This is a genomic window from Thermus brockianus, from assembly GCF_021462505.1.
GTDB lineage: Bacteria > Deinococcota > Deinococci > Deinococcales > Thermaceae > Thermus > Thermus hydrothermalis.
Genome location: NZ_JAKEDV010000012.1, coordinates 1 through 15,879, shown reverse-complemented (window position 1 = coordinate 15,879; position 15,879 = coordinate 1). Strand labels below are relative to the sequence as shown.

19 protein-coding genes and 5 tRNA genes are annotated in these 15,879 nt (G+C 67.0%); 17 read left to right on the top strand and 7 right to left on the bottom strand.

Annotation, left to right across the window (positions count from 1 at the left end):
• Nucleotides 1–18: 18 nt before the first annotated feature.
• Genes LXN00_RS11905 through LXN00_RS11895 form a run of 3 tightly spaced genes read left to right on the top strand, consistent with a single transcriptional unit; the run spans nt 19 to nt 1,777 of the window.
• Complete coding sequence (locus LXN00_RS11905) at nt 19–732, top strand: cyanophycinase (protein WP_234508498.1); 714 nt, start codon at nt 19–21, stop codon at nt 730–732.
• A 15-nt stretch (nt 733–747) separates the two neighbouring features.
• On the top strand, nt 748–1,248 hold the full coding sequence (locus LXN00_RS11900; protein WP_234508497.1) for a metal-binding protein: 501 nt from the start codon (nt 748–750) through the stop codon (nt 1,246–1,248).
• A gap of 43 nt (nt 1,249–1,291) precedes the next feature.
• A complete protein-coding gene (locus LXN00_RS11895; RefSeq protein WP_234508495.1) occupies nt 1,292–1,777 on the top strand; it encodes a TlpA family protein disulfide reductase in 486 nt (161 codons plus the stop codon).
• Here LXN00_RS11895 and tsaE read toward each other — a convergent pair.
• Together tsaE and LXN00_RS11885 are read right to left on the bottom strand one after the other, a co-directional pair.
• On the bottom strand, nt 1,739–2,182 hold the full coding sequence (tsaE, locus tag LXN00_RS11890) for a tRNA (adenosine(37)-N6)-threonylcarbamoyltransferase complex ATPase subunit type 1 TsaE (protein ID WP_234508493.1): 444 nt from the start codon (nt 2,180–2,182) through the stop codon (nt 1,739–1,741). The genes LXN00_RS11895 and tsaE overlap by 39 nt on opposite strands.
• A 29-nt stretch (nt 2,183–2,211) precedes the next feature.
• Nucleotides 2,212–2,298 (bottom strand) — tRNA-Leu (locus LXN00_RS11885).
• Nucleotides 2,299–2,525: 227 nt separating this feature from the next.
• On the opposite strand from LXN00_RS11885, the gene LXN00_RS11880 reads away from it, so the two are divergent.
• The 9 genes from LXN00_RS11880 to LXN00_RS11840 all read left to right on the top strand — a co-directional run bounded on the left by LXN00_RS11880 (nt 2,526) and on the right by LXN00_RS11840 (nt 10,607).
• On the top strand, nt 2,526–3,161 hold the full coding sequence (locus tag LXN00_RS11880; RefSeq protein ID WP_234508491.1) for a cytochrome c3 family protein: 636 nt from the start codon (nt 2,526–2,528) through the stop codon (nt 3,159–3,161).
• A 7-nt stretch (nt 3,162–3,168) separates the two neighbouring features.
• The gene (locus tag LXN00_RS11875) at nt 3,169–5,802 is read left to right on the top strand and encodes a 4Fe-4S dicluster domain-containing protein (protein ID WP_234508490.1); all 2,634 of its coding nucleotides are present in this window, start codon (nt 3,169–3,171) and stop codon (nt 5,800–5,802) included.
• Complete coding sequence (nrfD, locus tag LXN00_RS11870; RefSeq protein WP_234508488.1) at nt 5,795–7,144, top strand: NrfD/PsrC family molybdoenzyme membrane anchor subunit; 1,350 nt, start codon at nt 5,795–5,797, stop codon at nt 7,142–7,144. The genes LXN00_RS11875 and nrfD overlap by 8 nt, the downstream gene beginning before the upstream one ends.
• Before the next feature lie 9 nt (nt 7,145–7,153).
• Nucleotides 7,154–7,672 (top strand): DUF3341 domain-containing protein, encoded by a 519-nt coding sequence (locus tag LXN00_RS11865; protein ID WP_234508485.1) that lies wholly within the window; start codon nt 7,154–7,156, stop codon nt 7,670–7,672.
• Complete coding sequence (locus LXN00_RS11860) at nt 7,665–8,177, top strand: c-type cytochrome (protein WP_234508483.1); 513 nt, start codon at nt 7,665–7,667, stop codon at nt 8,175–8,177. Before LXN00_RS11865 ends, LXN00_RS11860 begins: the two co-directional genes overlap by 8 nt.
• Nucleotides 8,161–9,162, top strand: a complete 1,002-nt coding sequence (locus LXN00_RS11855; RefSeq protein WP_234508482.1) for a hypothetical protein — start codon at nt 8,161–8,163, stop codon at nt 9,160–9,162. Before LXN00_RS11860 ends, LXN00_RS11855 begins: the two co-directional genes overlap by 17 nt.
• Before the next feature lie 157 nt (nt 9,163–9,319).
• A complete protein-coding gene (locus LXN00_RS11850) occupies nt 9,320–9,667 on the top strand; it encodes a DUF190 domain-containing protein (protein ID WP_234508480.1) in 348 nt (115 codons plus the stop codon).
• Nucleotides 9,668–9,711: 44 nt separating this feature from the next.
• Nucleotides 9,712–10,314, top strand: a complete 603-nt coding sequence (locus LXN00_RS11845; protein WP_234508478.1) for a sulfite oxidase-like oxidoreductase — start codon at nt 9,712–9,714, stop codon at nt 10,312–10,314.
• Nucleotides 10,315–10,340: 26 nt separating this feature from the next.
• Nucleotides 10,341–10,607 (top strand): hypothetical protein, encoded by a 267-nt coding sequence (locus LXN00_RS11840; RefSeq protein WP_234508477.1) that lies wholly within the window; start codon nt 10,341–10,343, stop codon nt 10,605–10,607.
• On the opposite strand, the gene LXN00_RS11835 is transcribed toward LXN00_RS11840, so the two are convergent.
• From LXN00_RS11835 to LXN00_RS11820, 4 genes are read right to left on the bottom strand one after another with little or no spacing between them, the layout of a single operon-like run.
• Nucleotides 10,583–11,386 (bottom strand): histidinol-phosphatase HisJ family protein, encoded by an 804-nt coding sequence (locus tag LXN00_RS11835; RefSeq protein ID WP_234508475.1) that lies wholly within the window; start codon nt 11,384–11,386, stop codon nt 10,583–10,585. The two genes, LXN00_RS11840 and LXN00_RS11835, sit on opposite strands and share 25 nt — an antisense overlap.
• Entirely contained in the window at nt 11,376–11,972 is a 597-nt protein-coding gene (locus LXN00_RS11830) for a hypothetical protein (RefSeq protein WP_234508585.1), read from the bottom strand. The genes LXN00_RS11835 and LXN00_RS11830 overlap by 11 nt, the downstream gene beginning before the upstream one ends.
• On the bottom strand, nt 11,954–12,505 hold the full coding sequence (locus LXN00_RS11825) for a DNA-3-methyladenine glycosylase family protein (RefSeq protein WP_234508473.1): 552 nt from the start codon (nt 12,503–12,505) through the stop codon (nt 11,954–11,956). Before LXN00_RS11825 ends, LXN00_RS11830 begins: the two co-directional genes overlap by 19 nt.
• Nucleotides 12,498–13,088 (bottom strand): nicotinamidase, encoded by a 591-nt coding sequence (locus tag LXN00_RS11820; RefSeq protein ID WP_234508471.1) that lies wholly within the window; start codon nt 13,086–13,088, stop codon nt 12,498–12,500. Before LXN00_RS11820 ends, LXN00_RS11825 begins: the two co-directional genes overlap by 8 nt.
• Before the next feature lie 55 nt (nt 13,089–13,143).
• On the opposite strand from LXN00_RS11820, the gene metF reads away from it, so the two are divergent.
• Nucleotides 13,144–14,025 (top strand): methylenetetrahydrofolate reductase [NAD(P)H], encoded by an 882-nt coding sequence (gene metF, locus LXN00_RS11815; RefSeq protein WP_234508469.1) that lies wholly within the window; start codon nt 13,144–13,146, stop codon nt 14,023–14,025.
• On the opposite strand, the gene LXN00_RS11810 is transcribed toward metF, so the two are convergent.
• Entirely contained in the window at nt 14,022–15,317 is a 1,296-nt protein-coding gene (locus LXN00_RS11810) for an MBL fold metallo-hydrolase (RefSeq protein ID WP_234508467.1), read from the bottom strand. The genes metF and LXN00_RS11810 overlap by 4 nt on opposite strands.
• Nucleotides 15,318–15,387: 70 nt before the next feature.
• Here LXN00_RS11810 and LXN00_RS11805 point away from each other — a divergent pair.
• From LXN00_RS11805 to LXN00_RS11790, 4 genes are all read left to right on the top strand, one after another.
• A tRNA-Thr gene (locus LXN00_RS11805) sits at nt 15,388–15,463 on the top strand.
• Between the two features lie 11 nt (nt 15,464–15,474).
• A tRNA-Tyr gene (locus LXN00_RS11800) sits at nt 15,475–15,560 on the top strand.
• Nucleotides 15,561–15,586: 26 nt separating this feature from the next.
• A tRNA-Gly gene (locus LXN00_RS11795) sits at nt 15,587–15,662 on the top strand.
• A gap of 3 nt (nt 15,663–15,665) precedes the next feature.
• Nucleotides 15,666–15,741, top strand: a tRNA-Thr gene (locus LXN00_RS11790).
• Nucleotides 15,742–15,879: the final 138 nt, after the last annotated feature.

The following is a 15,879-nucleotide window of genomic DNA, read 5'->3' as shown; positions in this document are numbered from 1 at the left end:
GGGACAAGGAGGCAGGGTATGCGTCAGGGCTTCTTCGCCTTGCTCACCGCAGACCCCTTGCGGGGGGCTTTGCGCCCCGTGGAGGAAAGGCTCTTGGCGGAGGCCCGGGGGGAAGCCCTTTTCCTCGTTCCCTACCCCTTGCGGGACGTGGCGGAGGCCTGGCGCCTGGCCTACCGCCACCTGGGGCTCAAGCGGGGGAGGGTGGTCTACCTGAGGCGCCGGGAAGAGGCCTTTGACCCCGAGGTGGCCCAGAAGGTGGCGGAAAGCCCCCTGGTGCTTTTGGCCGCCGAGGGCCTCCCGGAGTTTTTGGACCTCATACGGGGAAGCCTCCTCCTCGAGGCCCTCCTGGAGGTCCACCGCCAGGGCGGGGGGGTGGTGGCCTTGGGAGAGGCGGCGGGGATCTTGGGCGAGGCGGCCTTTTACACCCTGGAGGGGGAGGTGCGGGCCGCCTTGGGCCTAGCCCTTCTCCGGGGCCTCGCCCTCTTGCCCCGGGTGGAGGAGAAGGGCCGCTTCTTGGCCCTTTCCCGCCTGGTGGCGGACAACCCCGACCTGGTGGGCTTAGGGCTATTGGAGAACACCGCCTTGCGCCTCCTGAGGGGCCTGGGGGAGGTCTGGGCCGGGGGGGTGACCCTGGTGGACGCAGGGGGGGCGGAGTTCACCGCCAGGGGGGTGAAGGGGCTCAAGGTGGACGTGCTTGCGGCGGGGGAGCGCTTCCCTCTGCCCGCCCTTTAGCCTTACCATGGCCCCATGCCCTCGGGGCGCGTGCACGAGGCTCTTAACCTGACCGTTCTGGGGGCTGGGGCCCTCGCCTACCTGGCCCAAGGGGGTTCTCCGGAGGAGCCCCGGGCCCTGGCTTTCGCCTTGGCCTATTTGGCCGGCACCTATCTGCTTTCCCCGGACCTGGACTTGGCGGAAAAGGGGTCAGGCCCCGGGCGGCGCTGGGGGGTTTTGCGCCTCCTCTGGCGGCCCTATGGCTGGCTTTTCCGCCACCGGGGCCTTTCCCACACCTGGGTGCTCGGGCCCCTCACCCGGCTCGCCTACCTGGGGGGAGTGGGTGGGGTTTTGGCCTTCCTCTTGGGGAGGATTTTGGCCTACTTAGGGGTGGACCTGGACCTTAGGTTTCCCGTTTGGCCCAAAGAAGCCTTGGGGTGGGGGCTTTTGGGCTACTACCTCTCCCAGTGGCTGCACTTGGTGGCGGACGGCATTTGGCCGGACCACGACCTCAGGCAACTCCGGCGGCCAAGGTGAGGCGGTTTACATACCAAGCCGGGGCAGGGTAGAGAATGAGGGCATGCGCAAGCGGGTTCTTTGGGCGTTAGGGGTCCTATTGGGCTTGGCCTTTGCCGTCCAGCCTGGGCAGCGCATCCCCGACTTCGCCCTTTTGGACCCCCAGGGGAACCTCGTCACCCCCGCCACCATGAAAAAACCCGCGGTCCTCGTTTTTTGGGCAAACTGGTGCCCGGTGTGCCGGGCGGAGTTCCCGGGCCTTCACAAGGTGGCGGAGGAAACCGGGGTGCCCTTCTACGTCATCAGCCGCGAGCCCAAGGACACCAAGGAGGTGGTCCTGGCCTATATGAAGGCCTACCCTCGTTTTATCCCCCTCCTGGCCTCGGACCGGGACAGGCCCCACGAGGTGGCGAACCGCTTCAAGGTCTTGGGGCAGCCCTGGACCTTCGTGGTGGACGGGGAGGGCAAGGTGGTGGCCCTCTTCGCCGGGCGTGCCGGGCGGGAGGCCTTGCTAGACGCCCTCCTCCTCGCCGGGGTGGAGGTGCCATAGCTCCGCTCGCCGTACCTCGCCCTGGGGGATAAGGCGCAGGAGGAAGTCCGCTTCCAGGGCCTCCGGGTCGCCCCACTCCACCAGAAGGAGCCTCGCCCCCTCCCGGGCCGCCTCCAACTGGGGTAGGAGGAGGTGGGGGTCCTTTAGGCGGTAGAGGTCGGCGTGGACCAGGGGGCCTTGGGGGGTGGGGTAGGTGTGGATCAGGGTGTAGGTAGGGCTCGTCACCCGGCCCCCGAAGCCCAGGGCCTCTGCCAGGAAACGGGTAAAGGTGGTCTTTCCCGCCCCCAAGGGACCTTCCAGGACCACGAGGGCCCCTTCGGGCAGGAGGGGGAGGACCTCCTGGGCCAGGGCTTCGGTGTCCTCGAGGCTCCCCAGGGTTCGGGCAAGCAGGAGGGTCTTCCGCATAAGCAGAAAAGGCCCCGAAGGGCCTTTCTTGGTGCCGGGAGCGGGACTTGAACCCGCACGCCCTTGCGGGCACCACCCCCTCAAGATGGCGTGTCTACCAGTTCCACCATCCCGGCAGGGCGCGCCTCACGCGCAAGGCTTAGTTTAGCAAAAGCCCCTTCTTTGTCAAGGTTGGCGGGCTTGGGACATTTGTCCCTACACCCTTTCGGTAGATTACCCCTGACAAGTCCTTGCGAAGGGGTTAGGTACGGGTACGGCCGCGCTTCTTATGGAATGGTCCAGGGCCCCTGATGGAAACCGAGGCGGCGTGCCCTTAGCCTAAGGCCCCAAGGCCGGAGGTGGCATGCGGAGACGCAACCGTTGGGTACGCACCCTTTTTTGGGGCTCGGTCTTCGGGGTGTTCGCCCTCTTGGGGGTGATCTTCTCCGGGGTGGCGGTGGGGGCCTTTGAACAGCGCACCCTTCCCGTGGCCCAACCTATTCCCTTTAGCCACGCCTTCCATGCCGGGGGGCTTGGCCTTTCCTGCCGTTACTGCCATGCGGCGGTGGAGCACGCTCCCTACGCCGGGCTTCCCCCCACGGAAACCTGCATGACCTGCCACACCTACGTGAAGCCCGATAGCCCCAACCTGGCCCTGGTGCGGGAAAGCTGGGAGACGGGCAAGCCCATAGAGTGGAACCGGGTCATCAACCTGCCGGATTTCGTCTACTTCAACCACGCCGCCCACGTGGCCAAGGGGGTGGGGTGCGCCGAGTGTCACGGCCGGGTGGACCAGATGGCGGTGGTCTACCAGCCCCAGGCCTTCACCATGAAGTTCTGCCTCTCCTGCCACCGGAACCCCGAGGCCCACTTGAGGCCAAAAGAGCAGGTCTTCAACATGGCCTACACCCCCGATCCCGAACTCGGCAAGAAGCTCAAGGAGGTTTACCAGATCCGTTCCCCCGAGGCCCTCACGAGCTGCAACACCTGCCACCGCTAGGAGGCGTATGAAGGAGACGCGCGGTTTTTCCGAAGCCCTGGAAAAGGAGCTCTTCCGGGAAGAGTTTCCCTTTGGCCCCGTGACCCGAAGGGGCGTTTTGGCCTTGGGCCTCTTGAGCCTCGCCGCCTGCACCCCGGTGGTGCGGCGCAAGGGGGTGCCCTACGTGCGCCAGCCCGAGTGGGTGGTGGAGGGGGGAAGGGCGGAGTTCGTCACCGCCTTCCCCCACGCCGGCTTCGCCGAGCCCGTGCGGGTGCGCCACTACCAGGAGCGGCCCCTCTTCCTCACCCCCCTCGAGGCGGCCATGAGCCCTTACCCCCTGGCCTCCCTCTACGCCCTCTACGACCCCGCCCGCAAGGGGAAAGGGCCGGACTGGGAGGGCTTTTTCGCCGCCTGGCGCAAGGCGCTTGGGGAAGGGGAGACCCTCCTCGTCCTCCCTCGGACCACCTCCCCCCGCCTCGAGGGCCTGGTGCGGGAGGCCCTGAGGCGCTACCCCAACCTGCGGGTGGCCCGGTTTGAGGCCTGGAGCCTGGAAAACGTCTACCTGGGGGCCGAGCTCGCCTTCGGGCGCAGGGCCTGGCCCGTTTACCGGCCCGAGCGCGCCGAAACCGTGCTCCTCTTGGACGTGGACCTCCACGAGCACCCCGCAGGCTACCTCTGGGGAAGCGCCCTGGCCCAAAGGCGCCTTCCCCCTATGAACCGCATCTACGCCGTGGAAAGCGGGGCAAGCCTCCTCGGGACCCTGGCGGACCACCGCCTGGCCCTGAAGCCGAGCGGGGTGGAGGCCTTCCTCCTGGACCTGGCCCGGGCCCTCGGGGTGGTTCCGGGAAGCCCTACCTCGGACTACGGCGGCTTCCTCCCCGCCCTGGTGGAGGACCTGGGTAGGGGCGGGGTGGTGCTCCCTGGGGTCCACCTCTCCCCAGGGGCCCAGGCCCTGGCCATGGCGGTGAACGCCCACCTAAGGGCCCCCGTGGCCTATGTGCCCCCGCCCGAGGGGGAGGCGGCCACCCCTAGGGCCTTCCGGGAAGCCGAAGGGGCAAGCCGCCTGGTCTGGGCGGCGGAAGGCCCCCTACCAAGCCTTCAGGGGAAGGCCTTCGCCGCCGTGCTCTCCCTCTACCCCAAGGAGGCACCCCATAGCCTCCCCCTCGCCCACCCCCTGGAGGCCTCCGGCCAGTACCGGGACGCCCAGGGGCGGCTTTGGCCCGCCCAGGCCTTGGTGAAGCCCCTTTGGGGGGGAAAGTCCTTGGAGGAGGTCCTGGCGGGCCTCCTAGGGGAGGAGCTTCCCGCCCTCTCCCCCGAGGAGAAGCGGGCCCTGGCGGAGGGCCGCCCCTTGGCGGAGGCGGAGGCCTTGGCGGTGGCCCTAAGGCCAGGCCTTATGGACCGGCTTCCCCCCTTGCGGGAGGAGGCCCCCCTGGAGCTCACCCTGCGCCCGGACGCCAGCCTTTTTGACGGCCGCTACCGGGAAAACCCCTACCTCCAAGAGCTCCCCCGGCCCCTCACCCGCTTGGTCTGGGACGGGGCCCTCTTGGCGGGGGAGGGGCAGGCGGAGGCCTGGGGGTTTTTGGAGGAGGTGCAGGCCCGGGAGCGCCGGGCCGATCCCCGAAGGCCCCTCCTCCGGGTGCGGGCGGGGGGGCAGGAGGCCCTCCTGCCCCTTTGGCCCTTGCCCCTTTTGCCGGAGGGGAGCTTGGTGGCTTCCCTCGCGCACTTCTTCCACCCGGGAGGGGTGGCCTTCCCGGCGGAGGTCAGCCCCACCGGGCGGGACTACCCCCTGGTTTCCACCCAGTACCACGGCTATTTGGGAGAGGTGGAGGCGGTCCACGTCATGACCGAGAAGGAGGCCTTGAAGGAGCCCAAGGCGGAAAAGCGCCTCTCCTTCTACCCCCCTTGGCCCCAAGGGGAGCACGCCTGGGCCATGACCGTGGACCTAAGCCGCTGCCTGGGGTGCGGGCTTTGCGTCTTGGCCTGCCAGGTGGAGAACAACATCCCCGTGGTGGGGAAGGAGGAGGTGCAGAAGGGGCGGGAGATGCACTGGATCCGCCTGGACCGCTACTTCACCCCCGAAGGGGCTTTGCACCAGCCCGTGATGTGCCAGCACTGCGAGAAGGCCCCTTGCGAGGCGGTCTGCCCGGTGGCGGCCACGGAGCACTCCGATGAGGGGCTAAACCTCATGGTCTACAACCGCTGCGTGGGCACCAAGTACTGCTCCGCCAACTGCCCCTATAAGGCCCGCCGCTTCAACTTCTTCCCCTACGCCGAGCGTTTCGTGGGCCAAGGGGACCCCCGGCGGGCCAAGGAAAGCCCCCTCGCCCTCCTCATGAACCCCGAGGTGACGGTGCGGAGCCGGGGGGTCATGGAGAAGTGCACCTACTGCGTCCAGCGGATAGAGCTCGCCCGGGCCGAGGCCGCCAAAGAGGGGCGCAAGATCCGCACCGGGGAGGTAAGGACCGCCTGCCAGGAGGTCTGCCCGGGGAAGGCCATCCACTTCGGCGACCTCCTGGACCCCGAGGACCCCATCCAGGCCCACCGCAAGGAGGGGCGGCACTACACCCTTTTGGAGGAGGCCAACACCTGGCCCCGCACCACCTACCTGGCCCACCTCAAAAACCCGAACCCGCGCCTAAGGAAGGAGGAGGCCCATGGCTAAGGAACCCCACCCGGACCGCGACCTCATCCAAGGGGAATGGACGGAGAGGAGCTTGGTGGAAAAGCTCTTGGAGCCCGTGGAGAAGCCCCCGCCAAGGCCCTGGAAGGTGGTTTTGGCCGTGGGTTTCGCCCTCACCCTGGCCTGGCTTTACGCCATCTTCGTGACCTTCGTCCAGGGCCTGGGCACCTGGGGCATCAACCAGCCCGTGGCCTGGGGGTACGATATCGTCCACTTCGTCTGGTGGATCGGCATCGGCCACGCTGGGACCCTCATCAGCGCCATCCTGGTTCTCATGCGGCAGAACTGGCGGGACTCCCTCAACCGGGTTACCGAGGCCATGACCCTCTTCGCCGTGCTCTGCGCCGCCACCTACCCCCTCATCCACATGGGCCGGCCACAACACTTCTACTGGGTCATGCCCTACCCCACCCACATGGCCCTCTGGCCCCAGTACAAGAGCCCCCTCTCCTGGGACGTGCTGGCCATCATGACCTACCTCACCATCTCCACCCTCTTCCTCTACCTGGGGCTCATCCCCGACCTGGCCCTTTTGCGGGAGAGGAGCACGGGCTGGCGGAGGAAGCTCTACGGCTGGCTTTCCTTAGGCTGGACGGGGAACGCCGTCCACTGGCAACGCTACCGGGCGGTGTACGTCCTCCTGGCGGGCCTCGCCACCCCCGTGGTCATCTCCGTGCACTCCGTGGTGAGCATGGACTTCGCCTACGGTCTGGTGCCGGGCTGGCACCTCACCGTCTTCCCCCCCTTCTTCGCCGCCGGGGCCATCTACTCGGGCTTCGCCATGGCCCTCACCCTCATCATCCCCTTGCGCCGGTGGTACCGGCTGGAGGGGGTCATCACCGACAGGCACCTGGACTGGATGGCCAAGGTGACCCTGGCCTCGGGGCTCGGGGTGGCCTACATCTACCTTTTGGAAATCTTCATCGCCTGGTATAGCGGGGAGCCGGCGGAGTGGGCCCAGCAGCTTTGGCGCATGACGGGGCCCTACGCCCCCTACTACTGGGCCATGATGCTCATCAACGTGGTCCTCCTCCAGACCCTATGGTTCCCCCGCTTCCGCAAAAACCTCACCTGGCTTTTCCTCTTTTCCATCCTGGCCAACGTGGGCATGTGGCTGGAGCGCTTCGTCATCGTGGTGATCAGCCTCTCCCACGACTTCTTGCCGGGCAACTTCCACCTCTACTACCCCACTTGGGTGGACTGGACGCTTTTCCTGGGGACCATCGGCTTCTTCCTCTTTGGCCTGGCCCTTTTCATCCGGATTTTCCCCCCCATCGCCGTGGCGGAGATGGTCCACCTCTTCCACAAGCTGCGCGGGCACTAGGAGGGCAGGATGCTCTACGGCTACATGGCCTACTTTGATACCCCAGAGGCCTTGCTGTCGGCCCTAAGGGCGCTCAAGAAGGAGGGTTACCGCCGCCTCGAGGCCCTCACCCCGAACCCCGTGGAGGGGATTGAGGAGGTTCTGGGGGGGGATGGGCGCATTCCTTGGGTGGCCTTCTTCCTGGGGGTCCTGGGGGCGGGGCTTGGGCTTTTCCTCCAGGTCTACACCACCCTGGACTACCCCCACAACGCCGGGGGCAAGCCCCTTTTGGGCTGGCCCGCCTTCATCCCCGTGACCTTTGAGCTCACCATCCTCACCATCACCGTGGGCATCTTCCTGTACCTCCTCTACATCAACGGCCTGCCCCTGGCCGCCCACCCGGCGGTGCGGGCTCCCCGGTACGTGGAGGTGCTTCTAGACCGCTACGGGGTCTTCCTCTACGCCACGGACCCCCGCTTTGACCCGGAGGCCACCCGGGCCCTCCTCCAGGCCCTGGGGGCGGAGGTGGAGGAGGTGCGGCGTGATTAGGCTCCTTCTCCTCCTCCCCCTCCTTTCCGCCTGCGGCTGGATGTGGGACCAGCCCAAGGCCAAAGCCTTCCGCCCTGCCCCCCTCCAGGTGGAGGTGCCCGAGGAGCGGGTGCGCTTCGGGGAGAACCTGAACCCCGAGGTGCGCCTTGGGGTGAAGCCGGAAGGGGGCTTTGCGGAAAACCCCTACACCTTCGCCGAGAAAGACCTGGTGCGGGGCAAGGCGCTTTACCAAAGCTTCTGCGCCATCTGCCACGGAATGAGGGGGGAAGGGGATGGCCGGGTCATCCCCTTGGGGGTTCCGAGGCCCCGCTCCTTCCACGACCCCGCCGTGCGGGGAATGCCCGAAGGCTACTTCTACTTCGCCGCCACCAACGGCTTTGGCAGGATGCTTTCCTACAAAAGCCGCATCCCCGAGAGGGAGCGCTGGCTCATCGCCCACTACATCAAGCGCTGCCTCCTGGATGCGGCCTGTCCCAAGGAGGTGACGGATGCAGAGGTCCATTGAGGCTCCCCGCGCGTGGCCTTGGGCCTTGGGCCTTGGGCTTTACGCCCTTTCCTTCCTCTTCGGGGCCCCGGCCGCCTACTTCCCCTTCGCCTTCTTCCTCCTCCTCTCCTTGGGGGCGCTTCTCGTTCTCCTCCTCCACAACGCCCTCACGAGCCGCTGGGGGGTTCCCTTGGAGCCCTACCTCTACCCCTTGGCCCGGCTCCTCCCCCTCATGGGCCTTTTGGGCCTGCCCTTTTTCCTCTTCCTGCCCGAGCTCTTCCCCTGGGCCAGGCCCGAGGCCCTTTCCGACCCCATCCTGCGCCACCGCTCGGCTTACTTGAACGCCCCCTTCATGCTCCTCCGCTACGTCCTTTTCTTCGCCCTCTTCGCCCTGATCCTGGCCCGGCTCCGCCCCGGGGAGCGCCGGGCGGAGGTAGGGGCCTATGGGCTTCCCCTCACCTTTGCCGCTGGCACCTTCCTCACCTATGACCTCTTCAAGAGCCTCGAGGCCCACTTCTACTCCGCCTCCTACGGGGCCATCCTCCTCCTTTCCGCCGTCCTCCTGGCCCTGTCCGTGGCGGTGGCCCTGGCGGCGAGGAGGGGAACGGCGGCCCTTTTGGGCCAGGCCCAGAACCACACCAACCTCCTCCTGGCCTTTTCCATCATCTGGATCTACGTGGAGGCCACCACCCTCATCATCGTCTGGGGGGGCGACCTCCCCCACGAGGTGGAGTTTTACCTAAAGCGCCTGGAGGGCCCTTGGGACGAGGTGGCGGCCCTTTGGGCGGTGGGAGGGTTTTTCCTTCCCTTCCTTTACCTCCTTACAAATCCGCCCAAGCGGGAGGCCCGCTTCCTTCTCCCCGTGGCCCTTTGGATCCCCTTCTTCCGCCTCCTCCACCTGGCCTGGTACCTCCTCCCCGCCTTGGGCCGGGGGGTGGGGGTGGGGGAGGTCCTGGGCTTCCTGGGCCTCGGCCTCCTCTTCGCCGCCAGGCTACGCCAAGACTAAGCCGGGGCATTTGCACCTACCTTCACGAAGAGCCCAGGGGGAACTGGGCTTAGGGGTACAGGGTATAGGTACCAAAGGAGGAAATAGTCCAGAAGTAGCCCACCCCACGGGGTCTGGACGCTTCCAGGCCCCGTGTCCCTTGTGGTAGCCTTTTCCCATGCCTGAGAACCCTGGCGGCCTTTCGGGCGAGGCGTTGCTCCTCCGCATCTTCCTCGGGGAGTCGGACCGGTTTGGGGGCCGCCCCCTTTACGAGGCCATCGTCCTGGAGGCGAAGCGGCGGGGCCTGGCGGGGGCCACGGTGCTCAAGGGTTTCATGGGCTATGGTGCCCACTCCCGCATCCACACCGCCAAGGTCCTCCAGCTTTCCGAGGACCTGCCCGTGGTGGTGGAGATCGTGGACACCGAGGAAAAGGTCCAGGCCTTTTTGCCCGTCCTGGAGGGGATGGTGAGGGAGGGGCTCATCACGCTAGAAAGGGTCCAGGTCCTCCGCTACCAAAGCCGGTAAGCGGCCTTCCTTTTTCCTTGGGCGCTTCCCTCTAACCTAGGGGTATGGAGCGGATCCCCCCGGGCCAGATCGTCACCGAGCGCTTCCCCATCCTCACCTACGGGGAAGAGCCTAGGGTTACGCCGGAGGAGTGGCGCTTTGGCATCACGGGCCTGGTGGAAGCCCCCTTTACCCTCACCTACCAGGACCTCCTGGCCCTGCCCCAGGTGGAGGTGGTTCGGGACTTCCACTGCGTCACCCGTTGGAGCCGTTTGGACGTGGCCTGGAAGGGGGTGCGGGTCAAGGACCTCCTGGAAAGGGCCCGCCCCAAGCCCGAGGCGGTGGCCGCCTTGGTCCATGCCTACGGGGGCTACACCACCAACCTCCTCCTGGAGGACCTCCTCCGGGAGGACGTGATCCTGGCCCACACCCTCTTCGGCAAACCCCTCCCCCCGGAGCGGGGCGGCCCCGTGCGCCTATTGGTCCCCCACCTCTACGCCTGGAAGAGCGCCAAGTGGGTGCGGGGCATAGAGCTCTTGGACCACCTGGAGCTCGGCTTCTGGGAGAGGATGGGCTACCACTGGCGGGGGGACCCCTGGCGGGAGGAACGCTTCCAGGAGGGCCCCATTCCCGCCGCAAGCCTTAGGTTCCGCAGTAAGAAAACCTGATATAATTCGGCTAAGGAGGTGGGAGGATGACCCTGAAAGAAGCCCGGCTTGGGGTGGAGGAGGCCCTGCGGGCCTACGAGGCTTGTGTGGAACAGGAGGCTCTGGAGTACGGGGAGGAGTACGAGCGGGTCACGTACATGGAGTACGAGGCCCCCGCTCCCGACCCCTGCGCCGAGGCCTTTTCCCGTCTGCTAATGGCGGTGCAGGCCTACGAGGCGGCGGGGGGTAAGCGGGAGGACCTGGACCTGAGGGGGCAGGAGGCAAAGGTCTACGAGGCCCTGGACAGGGGGTAGGCCCGGGGCCTTCCCTCCTGGAAGTAGAAGGCCTCCCGGTAGCCCGCCCTTTGGAGGAGCGCCACCGCCTCTTGGAAGGCGAAGCCCACCTGGTCCGGCCGGTGGGCGTCCGAGCCCAGGACCACGCCGATGCCGAGCTCCCGGGCCCGCCTTAGGAGGGAAAAGGCGGGGTAGACTTCCTGGGCCGGGTTGCGGAGCCCGGCGGTGTTCACGTCCAGGAAAAGCCCTCCTTCGGCCATGGCTTTTAGGGCGGGCTCGGCCAGCTCCAAAAGGGCCTCTTCGGGCAGGCGGTGGCCGAACTTCTTGGGCAGGTCCAGGTGGCCGATGGCGTGGAAGAGGCCGCTTTGCGCCGCCCTTTCCACCTCTTGGAAGTAGGCGCGGAAGACCTCCTTGAGCTCGCGCCAGGCGTACTCCTCCTGGTGGTCCGGGTGGTCCAGGGGCCAGGCCCCAAGGTAGTGGACGCTTCCGATGACGTAGTCAAAGGGGTAGCTCTTGAGTAGGGTCCGCACGAAGGCCTCCGTGCCCGGGTGGAAGTCGGCCTCGAGGCCGATCCCCACATAGAGGTCCGGGTGGAGCTCCCGCACCCTCTCCAGGGCCAGGAGGTAGAAGGGGAGCTCGGCGAGGCGCATGCGGCTATGGGGGTCGTACCAGGCGGGCATGGGGCTATGGTCGGTGAAGACGAGGCCCCTTAGCCCCACCTTCCTGGCCTGGAAGAGGTACTCCCCCGGGGCCCCTTCCGCATGGCCGCAGAGGGGGGTGTGGACGTGGCTATCCACCATGGGGCCATTCTATCCGGACGAGGCGCCCCTGCCAGGCGTAGGCCACCACCTCTTGGCCTAGGGCCTGGGCCAGGTCCAAGGACAAAAAGGGGTCCTCCTCCGGAGGCCCCGCCTCCTGCACCAAGACAGGGGTGAAGGGGGGAAGGAGGGCGGGGTAGCGTTCTAGGATGCTTTCCACCCGGAAAGCGCCCGCCCAGAGCCGCTTCAGGGCGAAGAGGGCCTCCTGGGGGGTGGGGGCGGGATGGGCCTCCCCTTTCCCTTCCCGGCGGAGGAGAAAAGGCCCTCGGCCCCTTAGCGCCGCCAGGAACGCCTCGGCCCGCTCGGGCAGGAGGTAGCTTTCCCTCACCGCCCGCATGGCCTCTTCGGCGGCCCAGACAAGCCTTTCCTCGTCAATGCGCACGCCGAAAACCCCTTGAAAAAGCCTTTCTATGCGCTCCGGAAGGTTATTTAGGCGGAAAAACTCCTCCTCTAGTCCCGCGACCCAGGTGGGGACCACGGGGAAGCCCAGGGCCTGGGCCCGCCGCAATAGGGCCACTTCCCCTTCCCCTACGGCCTTTTCCAGGGGGATTAGTCCAGGCTCCGCCATAGGTACCACGCCAGGTGGCTCCGGTAGGGGCGGAAGGGCGCGCCAAAGGCGGCTAGGGCCTCGCCCTCCACCCCGAAGAGGGCCTTGGCCGCCCGCCTTAGGCCCAGGTCCCCCACGGGCCAGACATCGGGGCGCCCTAGGCCGAACATGAGGAACATCTCCGCCGTCCAAGGGCCCACGCCCCGCACCTCCTGAAGCCGCGCCTTCACTGCCCCGTCCTCCAGGGCCTCGAGGCCCTCCAGGAGGCCTTCTTGGGCCTTCGCCGCCAGGTCCTTTAGCGCCATCGCCTTGGCCAGGGAAAGCCCCGCCTGGCGTAGGGCCTCGAGGGGGACCTGAAGCACCGCCTCGGGCCTCGGTTCCACCTGTTCCCAAAGCCTTTTGGCGATGGTTTTCGCCGCCTGGGTGGAAAGTTGCTGGGCCACGATGCTTTCCGCCAAGACCCGGAAGGGGTCCCGCTGGGGCACAGGGTGAGGGTGGAAGGGGGCGGGCCCGTAACGCTCCAAGAAGGCCAGAAGGAGGGGGTGCTCAAACAAACCGTACCCCTTCGGCCCGGGTCACCTTGCCCTGGTAGAGGAAGGTGACTTGGCGGAGGGCCGCCTGGAGGTCAAAGGGGGTGAGGGCGCTGGTGGCGTCCTCGGGCAGGACCACCTGGTACCAGCGCAAGGCGGCGGAGCCGGCGGTGTGGAGAACGCAGATGTTGGCCACGGTGCCCGTGACCACCACGTGCTTTACCCCCCATAGGTGCAGGTAGTGGTCCAAGGGGGTGCCGTAGAAGGCATCGTAGCGCACCTTCTGGACGATGAGGTCCCCGGGCTCGGGGCGGAGCTCTTCCAGGATCTCCGCCCCCCAGGTGCCGGCCACGGCGTGCCGGGGCCAGATCTGGAACTCGGGGTCGTCCTCCCGGTGCCAGTCCTGGGTGTAGACCACCCTGGCCCCCGCCGCCCGGGCCCTCTCCAGAAGGAGCCGGATGGCGGGAACGCTCTTCGGGGCGTCGGGCACGAAGAGGGCCCCTTGGGGGTGGGCGAAATCGTTCTGCATGTCCACCACGATGAGGGCCGTTTCCTTGGCGGGCAGATCTAGGCTTTCCACTTTGGGGATCTCGGGAACCTCCACCATACCCCCATTGTGCCACCCTTGACCGGGGGTGGGGGAGGGGCTACACTCCTATAGCATGAAAATACGGGACCTCCTCAAAAGCCGCCAGGGGCCCCTTTTCTCCTTTGAGTTCTTCCCCCCCAAGACGGCGGAGGGGGAGGAGGCGCTTTTCCGCACCATGGCCGAGCTCAAGGCCTTCCGCCCCGCCTTCGTGTCCATCACCTACGGGGCCATGGGGAGCACCCGGGAAAGGAGCGTGGCCTGGGCGAGGAGGATTTTGGAGCTCGGCCTAACCCCCCTGGCCCACCTCACCGTGGCCGGGCAGAGCCGGGAAGAGGTGGAGGAGGTCCTAGGGCGCTTCGTGGAAAGCGGGGTGGAAAACCTCCTTGCCCTCCGGGGGGACCCGCCCCAGGGGGAGCGGGTCTTCCGGCCCCATCCCAAAGGCTTCCGCTACGCCGCCGAGCTCGTAGCCCTCATTCGGGGGCGCTACGGGGAGAGGGTTTCCGTGGGCGGGGCTGCCTACCCGGAAGGCCACCCGGAAAGCGAAAGCCTTCAGGCTGACCTCCGCCACTTCAAGGCCAAGGTGGAGGCTGGCTTGGACTTCGCCATCACCCAGCTTTTCTTCAACAACGCCCACTACTTCGGCTTCCTGGAGCGGGCCCGGCGCATGGGCATCCACATCCCCATCCTCCCCGGCATCATGCCCATCACCAACTACGCCCAGCTCCGCCGCTTCACCGAGGTCTGCGGGGCCAGCATCCCTGGGCCCCTCCTTTCCCAACTGGAGCGCCACCAGGACGACCCCAAGGCCGTCCTGGAGATCGGGGTGGACCACGCCGTCCGCCAGGTGGCGGAGCTTCTAGAAGCCGGGGTGGAGGGGGTCCACTTCTACACCCTGAACAAAAGCCCCGCCACCCGCATGGTCCTGGAAAGGCTCGGCTTCCGCCCGGTGGCCTAGACCTCCACCCCCTCGCTGAAGGTCCCGAGCGCCACCTCCTGCCCCCGGAGGGCGAGGAGCTTGCCCAGGGCTAAAAGCTTCTCCTCTTCCCCGTGGACCAGGACCACCCGGGGTTGGCCTTCAAGCCAGTCCAAAAGCTCGTCCTGCCCCGCGTGGCCGGAGAAACCGCCCAGGGTGTGCACCTCGGCCCTAAGGGGCACCTCCTGCCCCAGGATGCGCACCCGCTCGGGCCGGGCGATGATCTCCGCTCCCAGGCCCCCTCGAGGCTGGTACCCCACGAAGACCAAGGCGTTTCGGGGATCGGCTAGCCCATGCTTCAGGTGGTGCAGGATCCTTCCCCCCGAAAGCATCCCGCTTCCCGCAATGACCACCATGGGCCCGGGTTCTTGAGCCAAGGCCCGGGACTCCTCCGCGCTTTCCACCACCCGTAGCGTCCGGGGACGGAAAGGGTTCTTCCCTTGGAGGAAGTAGGCCTGCACCTCCTCGCTAAGGTAGCGCACGAGCCTCGGGTAGAGCTCCAAAACCCGCTCCGCCATGGGGGAGTCCAGGAGGATGGGGGCCTTGGGGAGGCGGTGGCCGTTCTCGTAAAGGAGGAAAAGGATTTCCTGCGCCCGCTCCACGGCGAAGGAGGGGATGAAGACCTTCCCGCCCCGGCCCAGGACCCGCTCCAAAATCTCCAAAAACTCCACCACCGTGGCGGCGAAAGGGCGGTGAGGCCGATCGCCGTAGGTGCCTTCGCAGAGGACCAAATCCGCCTTGGGGGGAAGGGAGGGGTCGGGGAGCACCACCTTCTCGCGGTTACCCAGGTCCCCGCTATACACGAAGGTCTTCCCCTCCCCTTGGGCCACCACAAAGGCGCTCCCCGGCAGATGCCCCGCCTGGGAGAAGGAGAGGGTGAGGTCGCCTAGACGGAGCCACTCCCCGTACTCCAGGGGCTTGGCGTGGCGGAAGACCTCCTCCACGTCCTCCTCCTCAAAGAAGGGCCTTTCCATGACCTTCAGGGCGTCCTCCAGGACGATGCGCATCAGGAGGAAGGTGGCCTTGGTGGCGTACACGGGTCCGCGAAACCCCTCGCGGAAGAGCCGGGGGAGGCGGCCCACGTGGTCTAGGTGGGCGTGGGTGAGGATTACCGCCTCCACCTCCTTGGGGTCAAAGCCGAAGGGGGCGTGGTTTTTTTCCTCCTCCTTGCCCTGGAACATGCCGCAGTCCAAAAGCACCCGCCTCCCCTCGGCCAGAAGGAGGTGGCAGCTTCCCGTCACCTCCCGGGCGGCGCCAAAAGGTACGATGCGCATGCCCTTATCTTGACACTCACCCTGGGGTGTGTTAGCCTATTCCCTCGGACAGGGTCCCATCCCCGGTCCTGCCACCCTAGCTCAACAGGCAGAGCACCCGACTTGTAATCGGGGGGTTGGGGGTTCAACTCCCCTGGGTGGCTCCAAAGGAGGGCGTGGGCAGGTGCCCGAGCGGCCAAAGGGGACGGTCTGTAAAACCGTTGGCGCACGCCTACGCTGGTTCGAATCCAGCCCTGCCCACCAAACGGTGTGCCTAAGCACACCCCCATGCGGGAGTAGCTCAGTTGGTAGAGCATCGGCTTCCCAAGCCGAGGGTCGCGGGTTCGAGTCCCGTCTCCCGCTCCACGAGCTCGCGTAGCTCAGCAGGTAGAGCACACCCTTGGTAAGGGTGAGGTCGCCGGTTCGAGCCCGGCCGCGAGCTCCACTTTTTTGTCTGCCCTGGGCCTTAGGCCCCCAGGGCGGCCTTTGCGTGCAAGAAAAGAGGAGGAACCATGGCCAAGGGCGAGTTTATCCGGACGAAGCCTCACGTGAACGTGGGGACGATTGGGCACGTGGACCACGG